This window comes from Halolamina pelagica (genome assembly GCF_001307315.1).
Taxonomy (GTDB): domain Archaea; phylum Halobacteriota; class Halobacteria; order Halobacteriales; family Haloferacaceae; genus Halolamina; species Halolamina pelagica_B.
This window is the reverse complement of the sequence record NZ_LGUC01000002.1, coordinates 115,155-134,604: the sequence shown is the minus strand read 5'-3', so window position 1 is coordinate 134,604 and position 19,450 is coordinate 115,155. Positions and strand designations below refer to the sequence as shown.

The 19,450-nt window shown below is 67.0% G+C and carries 26 protein-coding genes and 3 pseudogenes; 16 read left to right on the top strand and 13 right to left on the bottom strand.

Going from position 1 to position 19,450, the window contains the following annotated elements:
• Positions 1 to 631 precede the first annotated feature (631 nt).
• Positions 632 to 2,482, top strand: a complete 1,851-nt coding sequence (locus tag SY89_RS14340; RefSeq protein ID WP_144427273.1) for a right-handed parallel beta-helix repeat-containing protein — start codon at positions 632 to 634, stop codon at positions 2,480 to 2,482.
• Positions 2,482 to 2,700, top strand: coding sequence for a hypothetical protein (locus SY89_RS14335; protein ID WP_054584850.1), 219 nt, complete (start codon positions 2,482 to 2,484; stop codon positions 2,698 to 2,700). Before SY89_RS14340 ends, SY89_RS14335 begins: the two co-directional genes overlap by 1 nt.
• Positions 2,701 to 2,706: 6 nt before the next feature.
• Here SY89_RS14335 and SY89_RS17465 read toward each other — a convergent pair whose 3' ends face one another.
• Entirely contained in the window at positions 2,707 to 2,859 is a 153-nt protein-coding gene (locus SY89_RS17465; protein ID WP_189319206.1) for a hypothetical protein, read from the bottom strand.
• 45 nt (positions 2,860 to 2,904) lie between these two features.
• On the opposite strand from SY89_RS17465, the gene SY89_RS16245 reads away from it, so the two are divergent.
• Positions 2,905 to 3,210, top strand: coding sequence for a hypothetical protein (locus tag SY89_RS16245; protein WP_189319205.1), 306 nt, complete (start codon positions 2,905 to 2,907; stop codon positions 3,208 to 3,210).
• 93 nt (positions 3,211 to 3,303) lie between these two features.
• Positions 3,304 to 3,600 carry a HalOD1 output domain-containing protein gene (locus tag SY89_RS14325; RefSeq protein ID WP_054584848.1) on the top strand — a complete coding sequence of 99 codons (297 nt, stop codon included), beginning with the start codon at positions 3,304 to 3,306 and terminating at the stop codon, positions 3,598 to 3,600.
• On the opposite strand, the gene SY89_RS14320 is transcribed toward SY89_RS14325, so the two are convergent.
• The 3 genes from SY89_RS14320 to SY89_RS14315 form a co-directional block, all read right to left on the bottom strand.
• Positions 3,564 to 3,962, bottom strand: a complete 399-nt coding sequence (locus SY89_RS14320) for a DUF7344 domain-containing protein (RefSeq protein ID WP_144427272.1) — start codon at positions 3,960 to 3,962, stop codon at positions 3,564 to 3,566. The genes SY89_RS14325 and SY89_RS14320 overlap by 37 nt on opposite strands.
• 363 nt (positions 3,963 to 4,325) lie before the next feature.
• Positions 4,326 to 4,478: a hypothetical protein gene (locus SY89_RS17460; RefSeq protein ID WP_189319204.1), complete on the bottom strand. Its 153-nt coding sequence runs from the start codon at positions 4,476 to 4,478 to the stop codon at positions 4,326 to 4,328.
• A 61-nt stretch (positions 4,479 to 4,539) separates the two neighbouring features.
• The gene (locus tag SY89_RS14315) at positions 4,540 to 4,734 is read right to left on the bottom strand and encodes a DUF1328 domain-containing protein (protein WP_054584846.1); all 195 of its coding nucleotides are present in this window, start codon (positions 4,732 to 4,734) and stop codon (positions 4,540 to 4,542) included.
• Between the two features lie 422 nt (positions 4,735 to 5,156).
• On the opposite strand from SY89_RS14315, the gene SY89_RS14310 reads away from it, so the two are divergent.
• From SY89_RS14310 to SY89_RS14260, 11 genes and pseudogenes are all read left to right on the top strand, one after another.
• Entirely contained in the window at positions 5,157 to 5,855 is a 699-nt protein-coding gene (locus tag SY89_RS14310; protein ID WP_054584845.1) for a hypothetical protein, read from the top strand.
• Positions 5,856 to 5,880: 25 nt separating this feature from the next.
• The gene (locus SY89_RS14305; RefSeq protein ID WP_054584844.1) at positions 5,881 to 6,411 is read left to right on the top strand and encodes a hypothetical protein; all 531 of its coding nucleotides are present in this window, start codon (positions 5,881 to 5,883) and stop codon (positions 6,409 to 6,411) included.
• Between the two features lie 229 nt (positions 6,412 to 6,640).
• A pseudogene (locus SY89_RS14300) lies at positions 6,641 to 7,209 on the top strand (acyltransferase).
• Complete coding sequence (locus SY89_RS14295) at positions 7,206 to 8,324, top strand: DegT/DnrJ/EryC1/StrS family aminotransferase (protein WP_054584843.1); 1,119 nt, start codon at positions 7,206 to 7,208, stop codon at positions 8,322 to 8,324. The pseudogene SY89_RS14300 and the gene SY89_RS14295 overlap by 4 nt, the downstream one beginning before the upstream one ends.
• Positions 8,325 to 8,362: 38 nt before the next feature.
• Positions 8,363 to 9,289 carry a Gfo/Idh/MocA family oxidoreductase gene (locus SY89_RS14290; protein WP_080506788.1) on the top strand — a complete coding sequence of 309 codons (927 nt, stop codon included), beginning with the start codon at positions 8,363 to 8,365 and terminating at the stop codon, positions 9,287 to 9,289.
• Positions 9,286 to 10,695 carry a nucleotide sugar dehydrogenase gene (locus SY89_RS14285; RefSeq protein WP_054584841.1) on the top strand — a complete coding sequence of 470 codons (1,410 nt, stop codon included), beginning with the start codon at positions 9,286 to 9,288 and terminating at the stop codon, positions 10,693 to 10,695. The genes SY89_RS14290 and SY89_RS14285 overlap by 4 nt, the downstream gene beginning before the upstream one ends.
• Positions 10,696 to 10,837: 142 nt before the next feature.
• Entirely contained in the window at positions 10,838 to 11,488 is a 651-nt protein-coding gene (locus SY89_RS14280; protein WP_054584840.1) for a hypothetical protein, read from the top strand.
• Between the two features lie 155 nt (positions 11,489 to 11,643).
• Positions 11,644 to 11,880: a hypothetical protein gene (locus SY89_RS14275; protein ID WP_054585021.1), complete on the top strand. Its 237-nt coding sequence runs from the start codon at positions 11,644 to 11,646 to the stop codon at positions 11,878 to 11,880.
• Positions 11,881 to 12,058: 178 nt separating this feature from the next.
• A complete protein-coding gene (locus SY89_RS14270; RefSeq protein WP_054584839.1) occupies positions 12,059 to 12,967 on the top strand; it encodes a DUF4397 domain-containing protein in 909 nt (302 codons plus the stop codon).
• A gap of 103 nt (positions 12,968 to 13,070) precedes the next feature.
• The gene (locus SY89_RS14265) at positions 13,071 to 13,541 is read left to right on the top strand and encodes a hypothetical protein (protein WP_054584838.1); all 471 of its coding nucleotides are present in this window, start codon (positions 13,071 to 13,073) and stop codon (positions 13,539 to 13,541) included.
• Positions 13,538 to 14,005, top strand: coding sequence for an alkaline phosphatase family protein (locus SY89_RS14260; RefSeq protein ID WP_054584837.1), 468 nt, complete (start codon positions 13,538 to 13,540; stop codon positions 14,003 to 14,005). Before SY89_RS14265 ends, SY89_RS14260 begins: the two co-directional genes overlap by 4 nt.
• 43 nt (positions 14,006 to 14,048) lie before the next feature.
• Here SY89_RS14260 and SY89_RS14255 read toward each other — a convergent pair.
• From SY89_RS14255 to SY89_RS14230, 7 genes and pseudogenes are all read right to left on the bottom strand, one after another.
• Positions 14,049 to 14,294: pseudogene (locus SY89_RS14255) on the bottom strand (SOUL family heme-binding protein); the annotation flags it as partial.
• Between the two features lie 50 nt (positions 14,295 to 14,344).
• On the bottom strand, positions 14,345 to 15,079 hold the full coding sequence (locus tag SY89_RS17825; RefSeq protein ID WP_054584835.1) for a hypothetical protein: 735 nt from the start codon (positions 15,077 to 15,079) through the stop codon (positions 14,345 to 14,347).
• On the bottom strand, positions 14,986 to 15,681 hold the full coding sequence (locus SY89_RS17820) for an MBL fold metallo-hydrolase (protein WP_204374475.1): 696 nt from the start codon (positions 15,679 to 15,681) through the stop codon (positions 14,986 to 14,988). Before SY89_RS17820 ends, SY89_RS17825 begins: the two co-directional genes overlap by 94 nt.
• 20 nt (positions 15,682 to 15,701) lie before the next feature.
• Positions 15,702 to 16,100: a hypothetical protein gene (locus tag SY89_RS16830; RefSeq protein ID WP_144427271.1), complete on the bottom strand. Its 399-nt coding sequence runs from the start codon at positions 16,098 to 16,100 to the stop codon at positions 15,702 to 15,704.
• 57 nt (positions 16,101 to 16,157) lie between these two features.
• Positions 16,158 to 16,724 (bottom strand): DUF7351 domain-containing protein, encoded by a 567-nt coding sequence (locus SY89_RS19880; protein WP_463467460.1) that lies wholly within the window; start codon positions 16,722 to 16,724, stop codon positions 16,158 to 16,160.
• A 55-nt stretch (positions 16,725 to 16,779) separates the two neighbouring features.
• A pseudogene (locus SY89_RS19875) lies at positions 16,780 to 17,055 on the bottom strand (DUF7347 domain-containing protein); the annotation flags it as partial.
• Positions 17,056 to 17,167: 112 nt separating this feature from the next.
• Positions 17,168 to 17,488 (bottom strand): ArsR/SmtB family transcription factor, encoded by a 321-nt coding sequence (locus SY89_RS14230; RefSeq protein ID WP_054584831.1) that lies wholly within the window; start codon positions 17,486 to 17,488, stop codon positions 17,168 to 17,170.
• 124 nt (positions 17,489 to 17,612) lie between these two features.
• Here SY89_RS14230 and SY89_RS16825 point away from each other — a divergent pair, with 124 nt between their 5' ends.
• A complete protein-coding gene (locus tag SY89_RS16825) occupies positions 17,613 to 18,194 on the top strand; it encodes a helix-turn-helix transcriptional regulator (protein WP_054584830.1) in 582 nt (193 codons plus the stop codon).
• 31 nt (positions 18,195 to 18,225) lie between these two features.
• Here SY89_RS16825 and SY89_RS14220 read toward each other — a convergent pair whose 3' ends face one another.
• Together SY89_RS14220 and SY89_RS14215 are read right to left on the bottom strand one after the other, a co-directional pair.
• Complete coding sequence (locus tag SY89_RS14220) at positions 18,226 to 18,588, bottom strand: DUF7500 family protein (RefSeq protein WP_463467459.1); 363 nt, start codon at positions 18,586 to 18,588, stop codon at positions 18,226 to 18,228.
• 206 nt (positions 18,589 to 18,794) lie between these two features.
• The gene (locus SY89_RS14215) at positions 18,795 to 19,373 is read right to left on the bottom strand and encodes an archaellin/type IV pilin N-terminal domain-containing protein (RefSeq protein WP_054584828.1); all 579 of its coding nucleotides are present in this window, start codon (positions 19,371 to 19,373) and stop codon (positions 18,795 to 18,797) included.
• Positions 19,374 to 19,450: the final 77 nt, after the last annotated feature.

The window sequence follows — 19,450 nt, the reverse complement described above, 5'->3', positions numbered from 1 at the left end:
AATTTGTTATAGAGAGGGTGACCCTCGCCTGTCGACGACGAGGCGCCGTATGGACGGACTACTGCGTTTGGCCTTGACCTACTGGGCGCGTGTTGTAGCCCTCCGCGCGTAGTGCCGTGGTAACAATTACCCTACTCCTCGTACGGAGCTCCCTACTAATAGATAAATTACCCTACTGGTTTCCGCCGCGCGCTGGGTAGATCTGTAAGCTACGCTTACCGCTTCGGTCCGGAGTTGGTCGTGATCATATCGTTATCTGGCTCACAAACGTCGGGAAGTAAGGGCGTTCTACCCCCGATTGGCCCCCACCCCGTCAGAATCTACTTTCAGGTAATCCCTCTCTACCCGTTCATGGCAGAACGCCATGGCGAGGACGAGGCGGCACAGGACGAGCCTACTACCGACTCAGACGGGTCATCCGGCCAGCTCGGGCGGCGGTCGATGATGAAGGCCCTCGGCGCGACGGCTGCGCTGACCGGGCTGGGCGCGTTGTCGGGGAACGCGGCAGCGGCCGACGTGAACCTCCCCGGCGGCGGCACGTCGATCCCCCGGGGAGTACACGTGGGACGGCTCCGGTCTCGAGGTCGGCAGCGGCGACGCGATCGTCGGCGAGGGAAGCGCCGGCGACGTGGTGCTGAACCTCGAGTCCGGCACGATGGACGGCAACATCGAGGGACGACTCGAGAACGTCGTGGTGCGGAACTCGAACCACGAGGCGAAGGCCGGGATTAACGTCGCCCCCGGCGCGACCGTCGACGGGTTCATCTGGCCCGAGGGCGGCCAGCGCGACGAGGACCGCGCGCTGTACACGCCCGACGGGGGGAACGACCGACTCACTGTTCGGAACTCCGCGTGGGGGTGGATGGTGAACAACGGCGCCTATCTCGACAAGCCGCCGGTGACGATGGAGCACTGCGCGGCGGTGAACAACAACATCGCCAACGTTCGTGTCGGCCACCGCGACGGCACCGACGAGAGCGAGCGGACGGTCATTCGCAACAGCCTGATCGCGGTCACCGAACCCGTGGAGAACGACGACACCAACGTCCCCCACTCCCGCGGGATCCGACTGCGTCACCCGGCGGACCTGCTGATCGAGAACTGCTGGTTCATCTACCTGGACGTCGACGGCACCGCAGACCTGATCGAGCTCCACGACGGCGCCGCGGGCTCCACGGTCGAGATCCGCGACTGTGCGTTCTACAACGACTCCGACGGCGACCTGGTGCGTGACAAGTCCAACGGCGAGATGGACGTGACCATCGAGAACTGCACCGTCGCCGGCTCGGGTAGCCGCGCCATCGAGCCGGACTACGACGGCTCGGGCATCACCGAGGACGACAGCGTCAACTTCCCGTACCCGTCCGAGGTCACCGGCTACGCCGCCGCCGACGAGATCGCGGGCGTCGGCGACGGGATCGGCCCGTGGGACGGGTCCGCCGGCTCGACGGTCCAGGAGCAGGACTCGATGGCCCACACGCTCGTCCTCCACGCCGCGGCGGAGAACGACAGCACGATCGAGCCGACGTTCACCGTCGACGGCCCCGTCGAGTTCGCCGGCGACGCCGAGTCCGACAGTGACACGATCACGGACAACGGCGACGGCACGTTCACCGTGACGAGCGTGCTCGCGCCGGACGAACTCGACTCGTTCCGGTTCGACGACAGCGTCGTCGACTACAGCCTCCCCGCCGACGCGACCGTCGACGTCTCCCTCGACGGGACGACCACGACGTTCGCGTACCTCGTCGGCGCGGCGAGCACCGCCGACACCGAGGACGTAGTCGAAGTGATCGCCCGCCAGTCGGGCGAACTGAACTACGAGTTCGTCGTCGACGGCACGGCCGAACTCCACGAGACCTCGAGCAAAGTCACCGCCGGCAACGGCGACTCGATCACGGACAACGGCGACGGCACCGTCACCGTCACGGGGTTCACCGGCAACGACGGCTACGGCGACGCGTACATCGTCGACGGGAGCGTCCAGTCGTTCTCCTGGGACCCCCAGGACTACGCGTTCGACGTGCTGGTCAACGGGAACGTGGTCGACCCGCTCTCGTTCGAGGCGGACAGCACCGACGACTCGACGACCGATACGTCGACGGAGACTGACTCGACGACAGACACCTCCACGGACACCTCGACAGACACCTCGACGGACACGTCGACAGACACCTCCACGGACACCTCGACCGATAGCACGGACGGCTCGGTCGACCGCCCGCACCTGGTGACGATCGACGGGACGCCCGACGACGTGACGACGTACACGTTCACGGTTTCGGGCTCGGTCGCCCGCGACGAGTCGTTGAGCCAAGCGACCGACGACGGCACCAGCTGGGACCAGATCGAGGACATCGCGTCCGACGGGAAGGTCGTCGGGCTGGTCGGCAGCGGCGTCGACGCCTACCGCTTCAGTGGCAGCGTGACCGAGATCACCGTCGACGGCGACGCGGCTATCAGCATCCAGAGGGACGCCTGATGGACCGCGAACAAAGAGGTGATTGGCGGCACGCCCCCGAGGATCCGGACCCGGTCGACGATCTCGGCTACGAAGCAGTCGAACTGGACATGATCGGTACCGACGCCGACGGCGAGAACCGCGTGCTGGTGTTGCCGACCGACGAGGAGATGCTGGCCGACGACGCGTTCGTGATCGTCGACGAGGCCGCCGTCGAGGAGCTCTCGGCGAAGCGCTGAGACGGGTTACCCTCCGTCGGCGACGGGATCGTCCGCGGAGAGCAGCCCGGTCGCCATCAGGCGTCGGACGATGGTGACCACCCCGTTGTCGAACCCGCGGCCGAACACCGCCTGTTCGTGTTCGGGACCCCGATCACTGCCCGCGGTGAACGAGCTCACGAGGATCGCCTGCCGGTCGACCAGCAGGAGTCGGCTGATCTCGGTGTGGTCCCCGGTCGTCGAGGACTGCTTCAGCCACTCCAGCCCGGCTTCGACAACGCGCTCCCGGAGGCAACGTACTTCGAATCGATCTGGGACTGGGCGGACACGCCCGCGGGTCGTCTCCTGATGGTCGACCGCGAGAAGACGCTGGTAAGCGTCCTCGTCGACGACGGCGACGCCCCCTCGCGTGCGGAGACCGCCATCTGGGGCTCCGGACGCGCCAACGGGCTCGTCGTCGTTCTCAAGGCGATGTTCGCGTGGCAACTCGAGAGGAACCACGACGAACTGGCGTCGGACGACCCGCGATAGTCATATACTTCCATGCTACGATACTACGTACGAACTGAGTCGGCAACCCTTCGGCCCTGGCACACAGCCCCCAATGCAGGTGGTGACTGACCGATGAGCGAAGAAAACGAGGACATCCCGACGGCTCCCGCGCGGACGGGCCCCGACGAAAGCACCGTGCAGTACCAGTGGGACGGCGACGCCACGCCGAGCACCGCCGTCGTCGAGGCGGTCGCCGCCACGACGGGTCGTGAGCTGACGGCGCTCCCGTCGCTGTACGAGTCCGTCGACGCCGAGGCGATCGACGACCTGTTCTCGGACCCCGACGGGACGGTCCGGCTCTCGTTCGAGTACGCCGGCGTAACGGTGACGCTCTACGCGGACGGCGGCATCGAAGTCTCGCCGCCGTAGCGGCGACGACGGCCGGCGAGGTCAACACCCGCAGACGGAGACGTCCTCCCGCACCGCCGCGATCCGACAGAGGAGCGACGTGGCCGCGTCGAAGTTCGCCCCCGACCGACGATATCCCGCCGGGAGTCGAGGTCGACGACGTTCACGGCCTCGAGTCTCGGCAGGTGGTTGTGGTGGGCTGCGGTCGTCCACTCAGCGTGGGGCGTGTTCGCGCCGTCGACGCGGAAACACGACTCGACGAGCGCCTCGACGGAGGTTTCCCCATCGCTCGTGAGAAGCTGGCCGAGGATCCGCCGTCGCTGACTGTCGGCGAGTACGGTGAGCAACGCGTCGGTCGATATCGTCGGTGGTGATAGTGCCATTCGGGAGTAACATGCCGAGGCACACGTGCGTGCCTGCTGACAACTACGTGTTCGGGGACCGGCGATACTTCTAGTGGTAACTCGGGTAATCACGCTACTCGTCTCAGCGAGACGGAAAAAACCGCTCCGAGTGGGAGACCCGCCGCGGCCGAGGGGGCCTGGGCTCGGGGCCTCGACCGCGGCGGGCCCGCTCGATCCGGAATGCAGGTGGGGCGAGGGGTCGGCGAGGGGAGCGCCAACCCCGCTCGTCTGGGTCGGGATCGGGGGCGGAATCGAACCGAGACCGAACCCGGTCCGGTCGATTCCAGTTCCCTCTAGTGGAGGAACGACTATTGTAAGGGAGTCATTTCGAGGGGTCCCGTCTCAGTAGTAGTACACCCCGAGCTCGTTCTCACAGTCCGCACACTCGTGTTCGCCACCCTGGAGGCGGTAGTTCGTCCCCAGGACGTTCTGGATATCGCGGGCCGAGAGGGGGAGCGCCAGTCGGGTACCACAGTGTGGGCATTCGATCTGCATACCGTGGACGAACGGCAGTGATCCGGTTAGTAAGTCACACCCCAAAATCTGCGGGCCCCGCTCAGAGCACGATCGAGACCAGCATCAACACGAGGAAGACGATGACCAGCCACTTCGCGACAGTCATGCTCAGCCCGGCGATCCCGCGCGCGCCGACGATGTAAGCGACGATCGCGAGGATCAGAAACACGACCGCCCACTCCAGGAAGTCGCCGCTGAACTGTAGGACGGGTGCTGTGGCTGTCGTGAGGGACATACGCTCGCGTTCGGGGCTCTCCCCTTTGTTAACAGTCCTGTTGAGGCCGCGCGACCGCCGGGGCAAGCCACAGTCGGTGATCGCTTCCCAGTCCGGCAGTCCGCACTCCCGGGCCAGGGGGCCGCAGCCGAGGTAACCTCGGCCTGTGTCCCCACGTTGGCGGGTTCCACGACACGCCGCCGCGCCGAATTGACGCCACATAACGAAGCGTCCAGTGGTCCATTCACCGGTGAATGCATCGCCGCCAGTTGCTCGGCTATCTCGCGGGTCTCGGAACCGCTTGGACGGCAGGCTGTGGATCGACGCCGTCACGGCGAGGGCCACGCCGCGGCACGTCGCCGGCGACGGCCGGTGATCCGACGACGACGCCCAGCGCCCAGCGGGACTACCGCCACCCGGTCCTGTCTAAGGACCCGTCGACAGTGGCGACCGCGTGGGGGCTCGACGAGGTTGCGAACCTGGCAGAGCTCGGGGCCGACAAGAACGCCGAGGCCCCGATCGACGAGCTGCTAGCGACCCACGCCACCGACGGCACGCTGCTGTACTTCCCGCCCGGGAAGTACCGCATCGAAGAAACGGTCGCCGTCAACGGCGACGGCCGAATCGGCCTCCTCGGGGACGACGCCGTCATCGTCCCGCCGGCGGGGTTCGACTCGACGGTGCTTGCCGTCGGCTACCCCGATCCGATGACGGCACTGTTCGTCCGCGGGCTGACGTTCGACTACCGGGCGGAGAAAACCGGCGGGCGTCCGGTTCTCGGGCTCGCCAACGACCTGATTCTGTACCGCGATCTCTCGGTCCGGGGCGTGGTCGACGTGGCGGGGATATCGTCCGACTCGACGTTACCTCGCCCGACGGGATCGGGATCGTCGACGGCCTCTCACTCCCCGACGGGGCGACCATCCCGAGCGTCACCGGCTGTGAGGTCGGCGACAACAATCACGGCGACGTGGAGTTCTACGACTGCCACATCGCCGGGTTTCCGGACAACGGACTGTACGCCGACCCCCGGAGGGATCCATCCGCGTCTACGGCGGCTTCTTCCGCAACAACGGCGTTGCGGGCGTCCGCATCACCACCAGCGAGCCGAGCCTCGTCCACGGCGCCCGGGTTCGGTGTGACGACGGCGACGCCGTCGGGGTGAACATGCGCGGGATCCGCCTCCGCGGCGGCTACGACCACCTCGTCGAGGACTGCGTCGTCGAACTGCTGGACGTGACTAGCAGCGACGGCGCGGTGACGATCGCCTCCGAGCTCGCCTCCGCGACGGTCAGGAACTGCCACCTGCACGTCGACGCCGACGGCGTGAACGCGATCCGAGTGAAGAGCCCGAACGACGACGCGGACGAGGCCGTCCGGGCGGGCCCGTTCCGGTTCGAGAACGTCCGGATCACCGGCACTGCCGCCGACAGTGCCGCGGTGCAGGCGGCCGACCGACGCGGCTGCACGTTCGAGAACCTCCAGATTCACCAGTCCGGCGACGACCGGGACGGCATCGTCACCACGAACGTCGAGGGCGAACTGCTCGACTCCTGCATCTCCGTCACCAAGGATCCCCTGTCGCTACGGAACTCCCAGATCGAACGCCGCAACGTCCGTGTCGGCAACGACCCCGAAACCGAACGCTGTGGAACGGACGGCTCGCCGATCGACGGCACACAGACGGTTCCAGAGTGACCGCTGTGCCGTGGATCGTTCCCGATCGCGTCCGGCTTAATACCGGCATAACCGCCCGAAAGCGCGTTTATAACTTTGGGTCGGTCGCCGGGACCCTCTCGTACCCGCCACCGGCGGAACCGACTATGTTGCACGCGCTATCAGCGGCCGACCGCCGTCCTGGACCGTCCGATCAGCTACCCCACCGCTCACGCCGGGGCAGTCGTCCTGTGCTGGGAGGTGGCCGTCGATGACTGGGGCAGACACCGACACCGACGGCGAGATCCACCCGGGCGCCACGCTCGGCAGCGCCGACGGTGGGCCGACGATCGGGCAGAACCCCACGATCCGGAGCCACTCGGTCATCTACGGCGACGTGGTGATCGGGGACCGGTTCGCGACCGGCCACGGCGCAGTCGTCCGCGAGGGCTCCGTGCTCGGCGACGACGTGCTCGTCGGCACCCACGCCGTCGTCGACGGCGACTGCCAGCTCGGCGACGACGTGTCGCTGCAGACGGGGTGTACCTCCCGCGGAACACGACACTCGGCGACCGCGTGTTCCTGGGCCCCCACGCCGCGTTGACGAACGACCCCTACCCGCTGCGCGAGGAGGCACCGCTCGAGGGCCCGACGATCGAGGACGACGCCTCGATCGGCGCCAACGCGACGATCCTGCCTGGGGTACACGTCGGCGAGCGCGCGTTCGTCGCCGCCAACGCCGTGGTCACCGAGGACGTGCCCCCGGAGACGCTCGCGGTGGGAGCGCCAGCCGAACACCAGCCGCTGCCGGAGCGACTGCAGGGAGGGAACGACGCGTGATCCGGATCGCCGCACCCGACGTGGGCGAGGTCGAACTGGACGCCGTCCGGGACGTGATCGAGAGCGGCCAGCTCGCCGATGGCCCCGCTGTCCGGCGGTTCGAGGACGCGTTCGCCAACATCTGCGGGACCGAGTACGCGGTCGCGACGACCAACGGCACGACCGCGCTGCACGCCACCTTCGAGGCGCTCGGCGTCGGCGAGGGCGACGCGGTCATCACGACACCGTTCTCCTTCGTCGCGAGTGCGAACGCCGTCCGGCTGGCCGGCGCGGAGCCGGTGTTCGCCGACGTGGAGCCCGAGACGCTGACGATCGACCCTAGTGCTGTCGCCGACATTCTGGCCGAGCGCGACGACGTGGTCGCGGTACTCCCGGTCCACCTCTACGGGATGCCCGCCGAGATGGATCGCCTCCAGGCACTTGCCGACGCCCACGACGTGGCGCTGGTCGAGGACGCCGCACAGGCCCACGGCGCGCGCTATCAGGGCGAGGTGGTCGGCTCCATCGGCGACGCCGGCTGTTTCTCGTTCTACCCGACGAAAAACGCCACCAGCGCCGAGGGCGGGATGGTCACCACCGACGATCCCGACCTCGCCGAGCGCGTCCGTCGGTTCTGTGACCACGGCCGGGTCGCCGGCTACGAGCACGCCGCGGTCGGCCACAACTTCCGGCTGACGAGCGTCTGTGCCGCCATCGGCCGTGCCCAGCTTGACCGACTGCCGTCGTTCAACCTCGCCCGCCGGGGGAACGCTGCCTACCTCAACGACCGCCTGGCCGACGCCGCCGTCGAGACGCCCACCGAACGGCCGGGGGTTCGCCCGGTGTATCACCAGTACACGGTCCGCACCGACGACCGCGAGGCACTCGCGACCCACCTCGAGGCGCGCGGCGTCGACTCGGCGGTGTACTACCCGACCCCGATCCACCAGCAGCCCGCCTACGACGGCTACGACGCCGACGCGCCGGTCGCCGACCGAGCGGCCGATCGCGTGCTCTCGCTCCCGATCCATCCGGGACTGTCGGTTGCGGAGATCCGGGAGATCGCCCGGGCGGTCGAGACGTTCGATCCGGGCGTCGACACGGCGGCGCCGGAGCCGGAGGTGATGGACTCGTGACCGACCGCCTTCGCACCGGCGTGATCGGCGTCGGGAGCATGGGCCGCAACCACGCCCGGGTGTACCAGGAGCTCCCGAACAGCGAACTCGTCGGCATCGCTGACGCGGACGTCAGCGCGGCCGCGGCCGCGGCGACGGAGTTCGAGACGGCGATCTACGAGTCGCCGGACCTGCTGGAGGTGGTCGACGCCGTCTCCGTCGCCGTCCCGACGGCGGTCCACGCGCCGCTGGTCCGGGACTGCATCGACGCCGGCGTCGACGTGCTGGTCGAGAAGCCGTTCGTCGACGACCCGGATGTGGGCCGTGAACTCGCCGCCGACGCGGCCGCGGCGGGCGTCACGATCCAGATCGGCCACATCGAGCGGTTCAACCCCGCCATCCAGACGCTCCTGCGGGCGTTTCAGGACCTCTCGGTCGTCGCCGTCACGGCCGAGCGACTGGGTCCGCCGGTCGAGCGCGACATTCAAGCCAACGTCGTGTTCGATCTGATGATCCACGACATCGACCTGCTCTGTACGCTGCTCGAGGAGGAGCCGACGCTCGTCTCCGCGGCGGGGGCTGGCGACGGCGAGTACGCGACGGCGACCTGGGCGGGCGACGGCGCCGTCGCCTCGCTCACCGCCAGCCGACTCACACAGGAGCGCGTGCGCCGGCTGACCGTCACCGCCGAGGAGTGTCGCGTGGTCGTCGACCTGCTCGATCAGACCGTCGAGGTCCACCGGCGCTCCCGCCCGGAGTACGTCGCGGCCGACGGCGACGTGCGCCACCGTATCGAGAGCGTGATCGAGCGCCCCTTCGTCGAGAGCGGCGAGCCGCTGAAAGAGGAGCTCTCGGCGTTTCTCGACGCGGCCGCGAACGGCACGGCACCCGCGGTCAGCGCCGAGGACGGCGTCCGGGCGGTCGAACTCGCGGGGCAGGTCTCCGCCCGCGTCGACGAGCGGGCGGCGACGGAGGTGTCACAGTGACCCCCGCGCTGTACGACACGCTCGCGTCGCCCGCCAGCCAGCGCGAGCAGTTCCGCGCGGGCGAGATCCCGGTCGCGGTGTACGGCCTCGGAAAGATGGGGCTCCCGCTCGCGGCGGTGTACGCCGAGCACACGGGTGCGGTCACCGGCGTCGACATCGACGAGCGCGTGGTCGAGCGGGTGAACGCCGGCGACTCGCCGGTCCAGGGCGAACCCGGCCTCGACGGGCTGGTCGACTCGCTCGCGGCCGACGGCGCGCTGACCGCGACCATCGACGCGGGGGACGCCGCGCGGGACGCCGCGATCCACGTCGTCGTGGTGCCGACGCTGATCGACGACGCCAACGACCCCGACCTCTCGGCGGTCGAGGCCGTCGTCGACGAGATCGCTACCGGGCTGTTGCCGGGTGATCTGGTGGTACTCGAGTCGACGCTGCCCCCGCGAGCGACCGCGGACGTCATCCACCCGATGCTCGTCGAGCGGAGCGATCTCGCGGCGGGAACGTTCGGCGTCGCGGTCTGTCCGGAGCGCACGTCCAGCGGCCGCGCGCTGGCGGACATCCGCGGCACCCACCCGAAAGTCGTCGGGGGTGTCGACGCCGAGAGCGGCCGCGTCGCGGAGCTGGTGTACGACGAGCTCGTCGACAACGAGATCGTTCGCGTCGACGACGCCACCACCGCCGAGGCGGTGAAAGTGTTCGAGGGGCTCTACCGCGACGTGAACATCGCGCTGGCGAACGATCTCGCCCGGCTGACCGACGAGTTCGGGGTCGACGTGCGGGAAGCGATCGACGCCGCCAACACGCAGCCCTACTGCGAGATTCACACCCCCGGCCCCGGCGTCGGCGGGCACTGCATCCCCTACTACCCGTACTTCGTGCTCAACTGGCTCGACGTGGACGTGCCGATGCTGTCGACCGCTCGCGGCGTCAACGACGCGATGCCGGCGTTCGTCGTCGACCGCGTCGCGGACGGGCTGGCGGCCACCGACTCGGTCGACGATGTGGTCGGGGTTCCCGACGGCGGCGCCACAGCGAGCGACTCGGCGCCCGACGCCGCGCTCGCCGACGCCACGGTCGCGGTGCTCGGGCTGACCTACCGGGCGGGGATCCGGGAGACCCGGGCGAGCCCGGGGATCGACATCTGTGCGGAACTGACTGACCGCGGCGCGACCGTGCTCGCGGCAGACCCACTGGTCGACGCTGCGGGGCTGGCGGCGACTGACGTGTCGGTCGCTGAACTGCCCGAACGCGCGCCCGACGCGGTCGTGCTCGCGACCGCTCACGAGGCGTTCGACGCGGTCGACTGGGCGGCGATGCCGCCGGCAGTCGTCGTCGACGGCCGGGACGTACTGGACCTCTCGACCACGGAACACCGGCAGTACACCGTTGGCCGCGGATGGTCGTGAGCGACGACTTCACCACCGACGCGTACGCCGACCTCCTCGGGGCGATCGAGGCGGGGGCTACGAGTGCTGCACCGTCCGAGAGTACCTCGCCCGCGACGACCTCCCCGAGCGCTTCGTCGTCCTTCGACACGACGTGGATCGCATGCCGGCACGGGCGCTCCGGATGGCCGAGCTCGAAGCCGACCACGGGGTCCGGAGCACGTACTACTACCGCACGTCCACGTTCGAGCCCGAACGCACCCGGGTGCTCGCTGACCTCGGCCACGAAGTCGGCTATCACTACGAGGACTACGTGCGCGCGACGGGCGACCTCCAGGCCGCACACGAACGGTTCGCGACGAATTTACGGCAGTTCCGTCGGGCCCACCCGGCGCCGATCGAGACGGTCTGCATGCACGGGAACCCGCTTTCGCCCCACGACAACCGTGAGATGTGGACCGATAACGCGGCGCCCGACTTCGACGCGTACGATCTGCTGGGCGAGGCGTATCTCTCGATGGCGTTCGACGACGTGGCGTACTTCTCGGACACTGGACGCACCTGGCAGGACGGCGCGCTGAAGATCAAGGACCACACGATGGGCGAGGGCGAGAAGCGGGTGAACCCGGACACGACCGCCGAACTCGCCGCGCTGTTCCGCGAGCGAGCCGTCGACCGCGCCTGCGTGGTCGCCCACCCCGAGCGCTGGGCCGACTCGCTCCCGGAGCTGTTGCTGGCCCGCTCGACCGACGGCGCGGTCAACGTCGTGAAACGCGGGATGGCGTTGTTGCACTACGGTGCCGCCGAGTCGTGATCGGTCCAGCCGCCTCAGCCGAGCGGCCCCGCGTCGATCCCCGTTTTCCATCGCGTTGGAGAAGGACGATCGTACAGCTTGTAGCGTGGCTATTACGAAGAATCGCGGGGGCGTCCCCGTAGATGGTGGCGCAGACGCGCCCACCGGAGACACAGATGGTACGAGATTTCGAATCCAGCGACGAGGGGAAGACTGTCGTCACCGCCGACGGCGACGAGGTCGGAACGATCGAACAGATAGACAAGAACATGGCCCACGTCAAGCCGAAAGGGTCGCTCTCGCGGAGCGTTCGCCGCCGGCTTGGCTGGGCCGAGAAGGACCAGGACATGTACGAGATCACCCACTCGCGGGTCGCGCAGATCTCGGACGACGAAGTCCACCTCAGAGAGTAGCCCTCGACGCCCACCCGTCGGGGGCGCCCGTCGACGCGGTAGCGAGCCAGCGGCGGGCACCCGCTGCTGGCGGCCACAGCCGATTTCTCGTAGGATGGCCGAACGGATCTCGTAGGACGATATTTCGGAGACGCCAGCATCCATAACAAAACCCACCGGCGCTCTCCGTCAGTCCACGATGTCCGACCACACAGATCCGTCAGTCGAGTCGCAATCGGAAGCCAGAGACTGTACGCGTCGCCGGTTCGTCGGGCTCGTCGGTGCCGTCGCGGGTGGGGTCCTCCTCGCCGGCTGCGGTGGCCCGGCGACCGACACCGAGGGATCGCCGATGGGGACGACCGAACCCGGCACGTCGATGGGGACACCGACGCCGACAGACGCCGAAACGGAGATGGAGTCGCCAACCGAGGAGGAGTCACCCACCGAGGACACGGCTACCGAGACGGCCTCGGACGACGCCGCGGTCCGCGTCACCCACCTCTCGCCGGACGCACCGAACGTGGACGTGCTCGTCAACGGCGACGCCGTGCTCGAAGACGTGCCATTCGGCGCGGTCAGCGACTACCTCGCGCTCGCCGCCGACACGTACACGGTGACGATCACGCCCGCGGGCGACGCGGAGACGACCGTCTTCGAGGGTGAGGTGACCGTCGAGGCCGGGCAGGCGTACACCGTCGCCGCGATCGGTGAGGTCTCGGAGGGCGCCGACCAGGCGTTCGAGCCGCTGCTCCTCGAGGACGACACCGAACCGCCGAGCGGTGACACCGCGCGGGTCCGTGCGGTCCACGTCTCGCCCGACGCGCCAGCGGTCGACATCACCGTCGGCGGCGGGGAGACGGTGCTGTTCGACGGCGTCGCCTACGGCGAGTCGGGCAGTACGGAGGTCCCGGCCGGCGACTACACGTTGGAGATCCGCGGCGACACGGAGAGCAACGACGGCGAGGTCGTCGCCGACTTCGACGTGACCGTCGAGGGTGGCCAGGCGTACAGCGCCTTCGCCGGCGGCTACCTCTCGCCGGACGACGAGCCAGCGGACACCCCGTTCGATCTGTTCGTCGTCGGGGACACCACCGACGACGCGGCGTAATGGCTACTCGCACCGTCGACCGCTGGCCGGTAGAGCGGGCCCGCGTTAGTCGGTTCGTAGCTTTACCCGGCGGAATCCTCGGAACGGGTGGTTGCGATACTGCATGTCCCTGACCGCCTCACTCACGGATCGCCTCCCGGTGGTTCCGGCACTGGAAGCGCTGCTGCTCGGGGCGTCGTCGCGGCGCCCGCTCGGGACGAACGTGTTCGACCGGGAGTGGGACCTGCTGATCGTTCTCGACACCTGCCGGTACGACGCGCTCTGTCGCCTCGCATCGGAGTACACGTTCGTGGACGACGTGAACTCGCTGTACAGCCTCGGCAGTTCGACCCGGGAGTGGGCGGCGAACACGTTCACACAGCAGTATCGGGAACCGATCGCCGAGACGGCGGTCGTCTGCAGCAACGCACAGGTCACGCGCACGCTCGAGGCCGGCAACGCGATGGAGTCGCCACTCGCCCAACGATTCACGGCTTGGGACACCGTCGATCCCGACGCGTTCCACGCGTTCGACTCCGTCTCGGACTACGCGCCGATGGACCCCTTCGGGGGACGGCCATCCCCGAACTCGTGACCGACCGCGCGATCCGGGCCGGCCGCGAGACCGACGCCGAGCGGATGATCGTCCACTACCTCCCGCCCCACAGCCCGTTCCGTGCCGATGCACTCCGGGAGAACCGACCGCTCGAGCGCTACGAGTACCGGCCGTTCGACTACCTCCGTGATGGCGGCGACCGGGAGCTGGTCTGGGCGCTGTATCTCGACGAACTCCGCTGGGTTCTCGACTCGGTCGGGGTGCTTCTCGAGAACGTCGACGCGGAGCGGGCGGTCATCACCGCCGATCACGGCGAACTGTTCGGCCATCTGGGGCTGTACAGCCACCCGACGGGCGTGCCGCACCCACGGCTGCGGCGCGTGCCGTGGCTCGAACTCTCGGCGACCGACACCGGCAGCTACGACCCGCGCTACGAGGAGCCGGATCGGAAGCGGGCGCCGAAGGAGACCGCCAAACAGCTCGAGTATCTCGGCTATCGGTGATCTCGGCTCCTGCTGATACCCGCTCGACGAGGCCGCGGCGTCCTCACGACTCGCCGGCGACTTCGACCGCGACCTCGTTCCGCCGCAGGAACGGGAGCGTCCACGGCGCGTCGTAGCCCATGAAGAACGGCTCGCCGACGGTCGCCACGTCGGCGTCGGCCAGCGTCGCCAGCAGTTCGTCACGCTCGCGAGTGATGCGGGCCGTCGTCGGTCGCCACGAGAACTGTTTGACCGCCAGCGTCCGCTCCGGCGCCGTGACTAGCTCGGCGCGATCGTCCGTCGGCACCGGCGCCGACCGCTGCCGCCCGCTTCATGCGGCGAGCGATCTTGGATCGGTTCTCAGGCGTGGAACGACCCCAGACAGTTGTACAGTTGGCGCTCGTAGATGTCGGGCTGTTTGGCGATCCCGAGGTGGGAGCCGATCTTGGCGTCGCTCCAGTGGGCTTTTTCGGTCCCCTGCAGCAGCCAGTTCAGCAGTCGGGGGTCGACCTCGACGCGGACGTAGCCGTCGTACTGGTCGAGATCGGGTGACTCAACCAGTTGATACCCCTCGCCGTCGAAGGTGAGTTCGACGTACTCGTCGTCGAGTAGGCTCACCAACACCGTGGTGTCGGTCTCGAACCCGACCGACTGGCGGTTCGCCTCGAAGTTCTCGTAGGCCGCGGGGAGGCGGTCGTACAGCATCTCGCGCTCGGGCAGCGGGGCGTCCTCGTACGCCAACGACCGCTCCGCGAGCACCGTCTCGATGTACGCCTGTTTGGTCTCCTGGTCGATCGGCTCGAACGGTTCGGAGACCCGGCCTGTGGCCAGATCGATGTGCTCCCCGGAGTTGAGGAAGACACATTCGTGGTCGTCGGGGACGTTCCGCTCGAACCACTCGTACGCCTCGATGCGCGGCGGGTTGGCGGTGTACTGATTCAGGGGCGCGAGATCGCCCGCGAGGACGTACTCGCCCGCGAACGGGAGGTAGTAGTCCGGCTCTAGCAGGTCGACGAACTGCGTGGCGAGTTCGTGTTTCTCCAGGATGACGCGGTCGCGCGCTTGGAGTTTCTCCTCGTGGCTGTAGTCGAGCATGCACTGGGGTAGAACTGCGCGGCGCTGTACTGGTGACAGAGCAGGTCCACGTCGCCGTACCGCTCCTTGATCTCCCGCATGCTCGTCTCGACCATGGGGTACGGGCAGTCGTTCATGTTGACGACGACGTGCTCGCCGTCGTCGATGGCCGCGAGCGAGTCGACCTGCGTCGAGCCGAGTTCGGGGTTGCCCTCGACCCACGAGCAGCCGAAGTAGTTGCCACAGATCTCCGGATCGCAGGCGTCCGCGGCGAGAATGTTGATGTGGAGGTCGCCCGCGAGATGCGTGCGGGAGTCGTGGTCGAGTTCGATCACGTCGAACCCCAGCGCGCCGATCTCCTCGCGCAAGTAGTCCCACCGGTAGTCGTGGACGTACACCGGGATGTCGGTGTCGAACTGGCGAAGCGTCGCCGGATCGAAGTGGTCCGGGTGGATGTGGGAGATGTAGATCCCGTCCACGTCGCCAAAATCGTCGGGGCTCGCCTCCAACGGCGGGTAGTGACACCACGAGCCGTAGAACGCACCGTCCTCAAGCCACGGGTCACAGAGCAGCGTCGCGTCGTCGGTTTCGACGAGGATCGCTGCAGAGCTCAGGTAGGTCACCTGCATTTGGTACGGGGTAGCTATCGCGGTGGGTTCGTTATTGAGTGGTTACCCCGTCGGCGGGTACGCCGTTCGTCGCTTCGCTGGCGTGCGGATTCGGAGCATTGCTCCGACTGAGGGACTGTGTCGATGATCGTCGGCGCCTCGACGACGAGCTTTGTGACGGCGTAGCCGAGGCCGATGGAATGGTGGCCGAACCCCTCGTGGTGGAGAATGTGGATCGCAACCGGGAGGAAGAAGCCGGATGGGCTCGTCAGTCCCAAGAGGTAGTACCGCGAGAGGACACCGCGGAGGGCATCGAGGTGACTGTAACCACGCATCGTCGTGGCGCGGCCGGTTACCTGATCACCGTTCCCGGCAGCGCATTTTTCTGACTTGTTTGCTAGTTCCGCAGTATCCTCCTGCCGGAGTCGTTCCACTGCTGCTCGCGCCGTGAGTCCACCCCGATTTTCGGTCGCTCTCGGAGGGTCGATCGTTCACTCGGATTCGACCGACAGCTCCACCACCTCGAGGTCGGCATCGAAATCGACCACACAGGCAGCATCGGCGGTACGGAACGCGATGCGGTACCGAAACGGCTCTTCGGCGACGAGCGTCGCGTGGCGATCCGTCATCGCCTGTTCGACTGCCCAGTACGGTCGCTCGAGGAGCGATTCGTCGTGCTCGTGCAGGAACGACTCGACGGCCCCGTGCCACAGTGCCAACGTCCCGAACGAGGAGACCACCCGTCGGTCACACGCGTTGCAGTCGAAAACCGCTTGGATAGCCGTATCGAGCGTGTCCCGGATCGGGTTGCTGCGGCCAGGTTCCATCGGCCCGTTGCAGACCGGGCAGAGGCCGTTTTTGGCTTGTTCGACCCGTGTCCTGGCCCAGACTTCGTAGGCGGTAACGAACTCCGATGGAGTCCGCCCAGTGGCAGCGCTCGGGGGACGCCGACGTTGAGGACGCGGTTGTCGCACTCCCGGCAGTCGATACGGAACCGACCACCGACGTACTCGCCGCGGAGCGCTGCAGATCCACAGTCGTAACAGGCCCCCGGACATCGAACCCCGCCATTTCGGTGTACTCGGTGTAGATGCCGGCGTTAACGGCGCGAACGATGCGCTCCCCCGCTTCGGTCAACCGGTAGCCCTCTTCGGATTTCCGGACGTAATGCGGGACGAGCTGTTGGAGGTGGTAGTTGAACTGGCTCGTACCTCTCACGTCAACTCGATCGTACAGCTCCGAGAACCTGACTGGATTCCCTCGGCCAGCCTGCCACAGAACGCGGATGATGTCGAGTCGTAGCGATTTGCTGAGGAGGGAGAACGCCTCTTCAGCATCCGGTGGCTCAGAATCTGGAGGGGCATCGAACTCCTCACGACGATCCGTCATGGGGCCGTGTTTCTGTTACCAGTCTAATAAACGGTGGCGCACAACACTGGATGGTGCCCGGGGGTTGGTCGTCGACTGCCTCTCCCGGTCCGATCTGGCAACGAAACCTCGTTTAGCGCTGTTCGAGCACGTCGCTGTCCTGTACCACGCGGACCTCGTACCCGTCGTCCTCCAAGGAGACGATCGTCCCACCGAAATCCGACCGATACTCGCTGTAGTGGTTCCCGCCGTCGGCGACGAGCGTGCGCTCTTCAACGAGCCCATGCTTGTGGAGTTTTTCGACACGGCGATATATCGTCGCGCGCGACAGATTTAGTCGCTCCGTCAACTCACTTACCGATGCAGGGCGGCGAACGATTTCGGCCAAAATCTGCCGTGCACGTCCGTCCCCGAGGGTATCGAGCAGATTTTCCTCCAACCGATCACGATCCATCAAATTAGCAGATTGTAGCATCGTACTTATTCTTTCTCAAATGTTGAGAACTCCCTTATATATCAAATTTCAGTACATGAGTCCACGAACTAGGCTTATATTCTGTTGGGCCTCGCGAACGGATATGACTCGAAACCCGGAGAGTTCTGATCTCCGATCCCGCCCGGGTGATTCACCGGAACCATCTGCACGGGACGCCGCCGCATCGGCTGCGGAGGGGCAGGCGACCGATGCGGGCACTGAGGTAACGGTCGAGCAGCTGTTCGGCGAACTGCAGTCCGGGGGAGAGGAGGGCTCGGGGATGAACGTGCGGCTCACTCCGGAGCAAGAGTCGGAGGTCATCCTCGATCGAGTGCTGGAGACGTTGTTCGACGACACCCAGTTCGAGTTCGAGGAGGAGACGGTCAAGGAGAACCTCGAGGAGATCCTGCTGATGCTAATCGCACACCGGTCGTCGGACACCCACGGCAAGAGTTTGATGGGCGATCTCACCGCGATCTTCGGGACGCGTCTGAGCCCTGGCACCGTTTACCCACAGCTTCACGAACTCGAAGCGGACGGGGCGCTTCGCGTCCAGGAACTGGTTCGGACGAAAGAGTATCAGATCGAGGACGAACAGGTTCTCCGGGACCGCGTCACCACGACGATGGAACAGCACCTCGCGTTCGGGCTCTTCCTGCAGGCCGCACTCGACGAACTGTCGTAGTCGCCACGACTGTTTCCCGACCGAATTACGGTTACCGGCTCGTCGATCCGCCTGACGCCTTGGCGGGGCTGGCGGCCACGTCCAAGTCACTGTTCTCGAGCAGCGTCACGATGACGGCTTCCGGCGGCGTGCCGTCCGCCACGTTCCCGGCGTACCAGCGCAGGACTGCCTCGAACGCCGCCGAGACGTCGTTCGTCTCGACCGTCAGGTCGTCTTCGACGCTCTCGAACCGCGCGTCGAGTGCGAGCGCGTAGGCGCCGTCGAGATCGGCGATTCCCCGGCAGCGTCGCCCTGCGTCCCCGCCCCGGGTACTTCCATGCCGCCGCCCCCGGCTGTGAGCCCTCCGGGCCGTCGGGGGTAATGACGTACCGATCCTCCCCAAGCGATCGGATATCGTCGTCGTTCGCTGCGTGTTGCTCGTCCGGTTCCGCGTCGTTCGTGTGTTCGTCAGTCATCGGTCAATTTCCTAGTTGGTCGTTCACCGTCTCTCGGCGGCCGTCGACGCTCGGAGCACCCGCAGTTCCCGAGGGTCACGATCGCTCGATTCGGCGAAAAATGAGGTGATTCAGGTGTGGGACTGCACCGGGGTGGTCGGCGGCCTTACACCTGTGCGTAGTCGCCCGTGAGCACGTCAGGGACGTTCACGCCGTAGACCGTGGTCGCCCCGGACTGGTCGACGATCCGGAGCTCCGCGTCTCCACCTTCAGCGAGGCCATCCCCGGTCTCGATGCTCGACGCATCGATGGTGATCTCGATCCGTTCGTCCGTGTTCTCGAGTACCTCCGTGGGGCCACCGTCGATCGCGGTAGTCGTGAACGCGTTCGTACCCAGCGTGTCAGAGAAACTCAACGTTTCGGAAGCGCCACTGCTGGTATACTCGATGGTCGCCTCCGAGAGGTCGATCGGGTCCGAGCCCGGCGACTTCTTCACGACGAGGCTGACCGTTCCGATGCTATCGTTTGCGTTGACCTCGCCCGTCGCCGAGACGACGTCGATCTGGTTGGATACCTGTGCCTGTGCATCTTGCCCAGTGTCCGAGGCACGCGACTGGAGGTCGCCCGCCGTGGTGACGAGGACGCCCGCGGCGACCGCGGCCACCAGCACCAGCGCGATGAAGATGATCAGTGTCCCGATCCCGACCTGCCCACGGTCGGAGTCGTTCTGTGTTGGTAGTTTCATTGTTGTGTTTTCACACCCGTTGTGTCGTGGGTCTGTTCCCACCTCCACCGTCCCGTGGCACCCACTTAGTCTGGCGA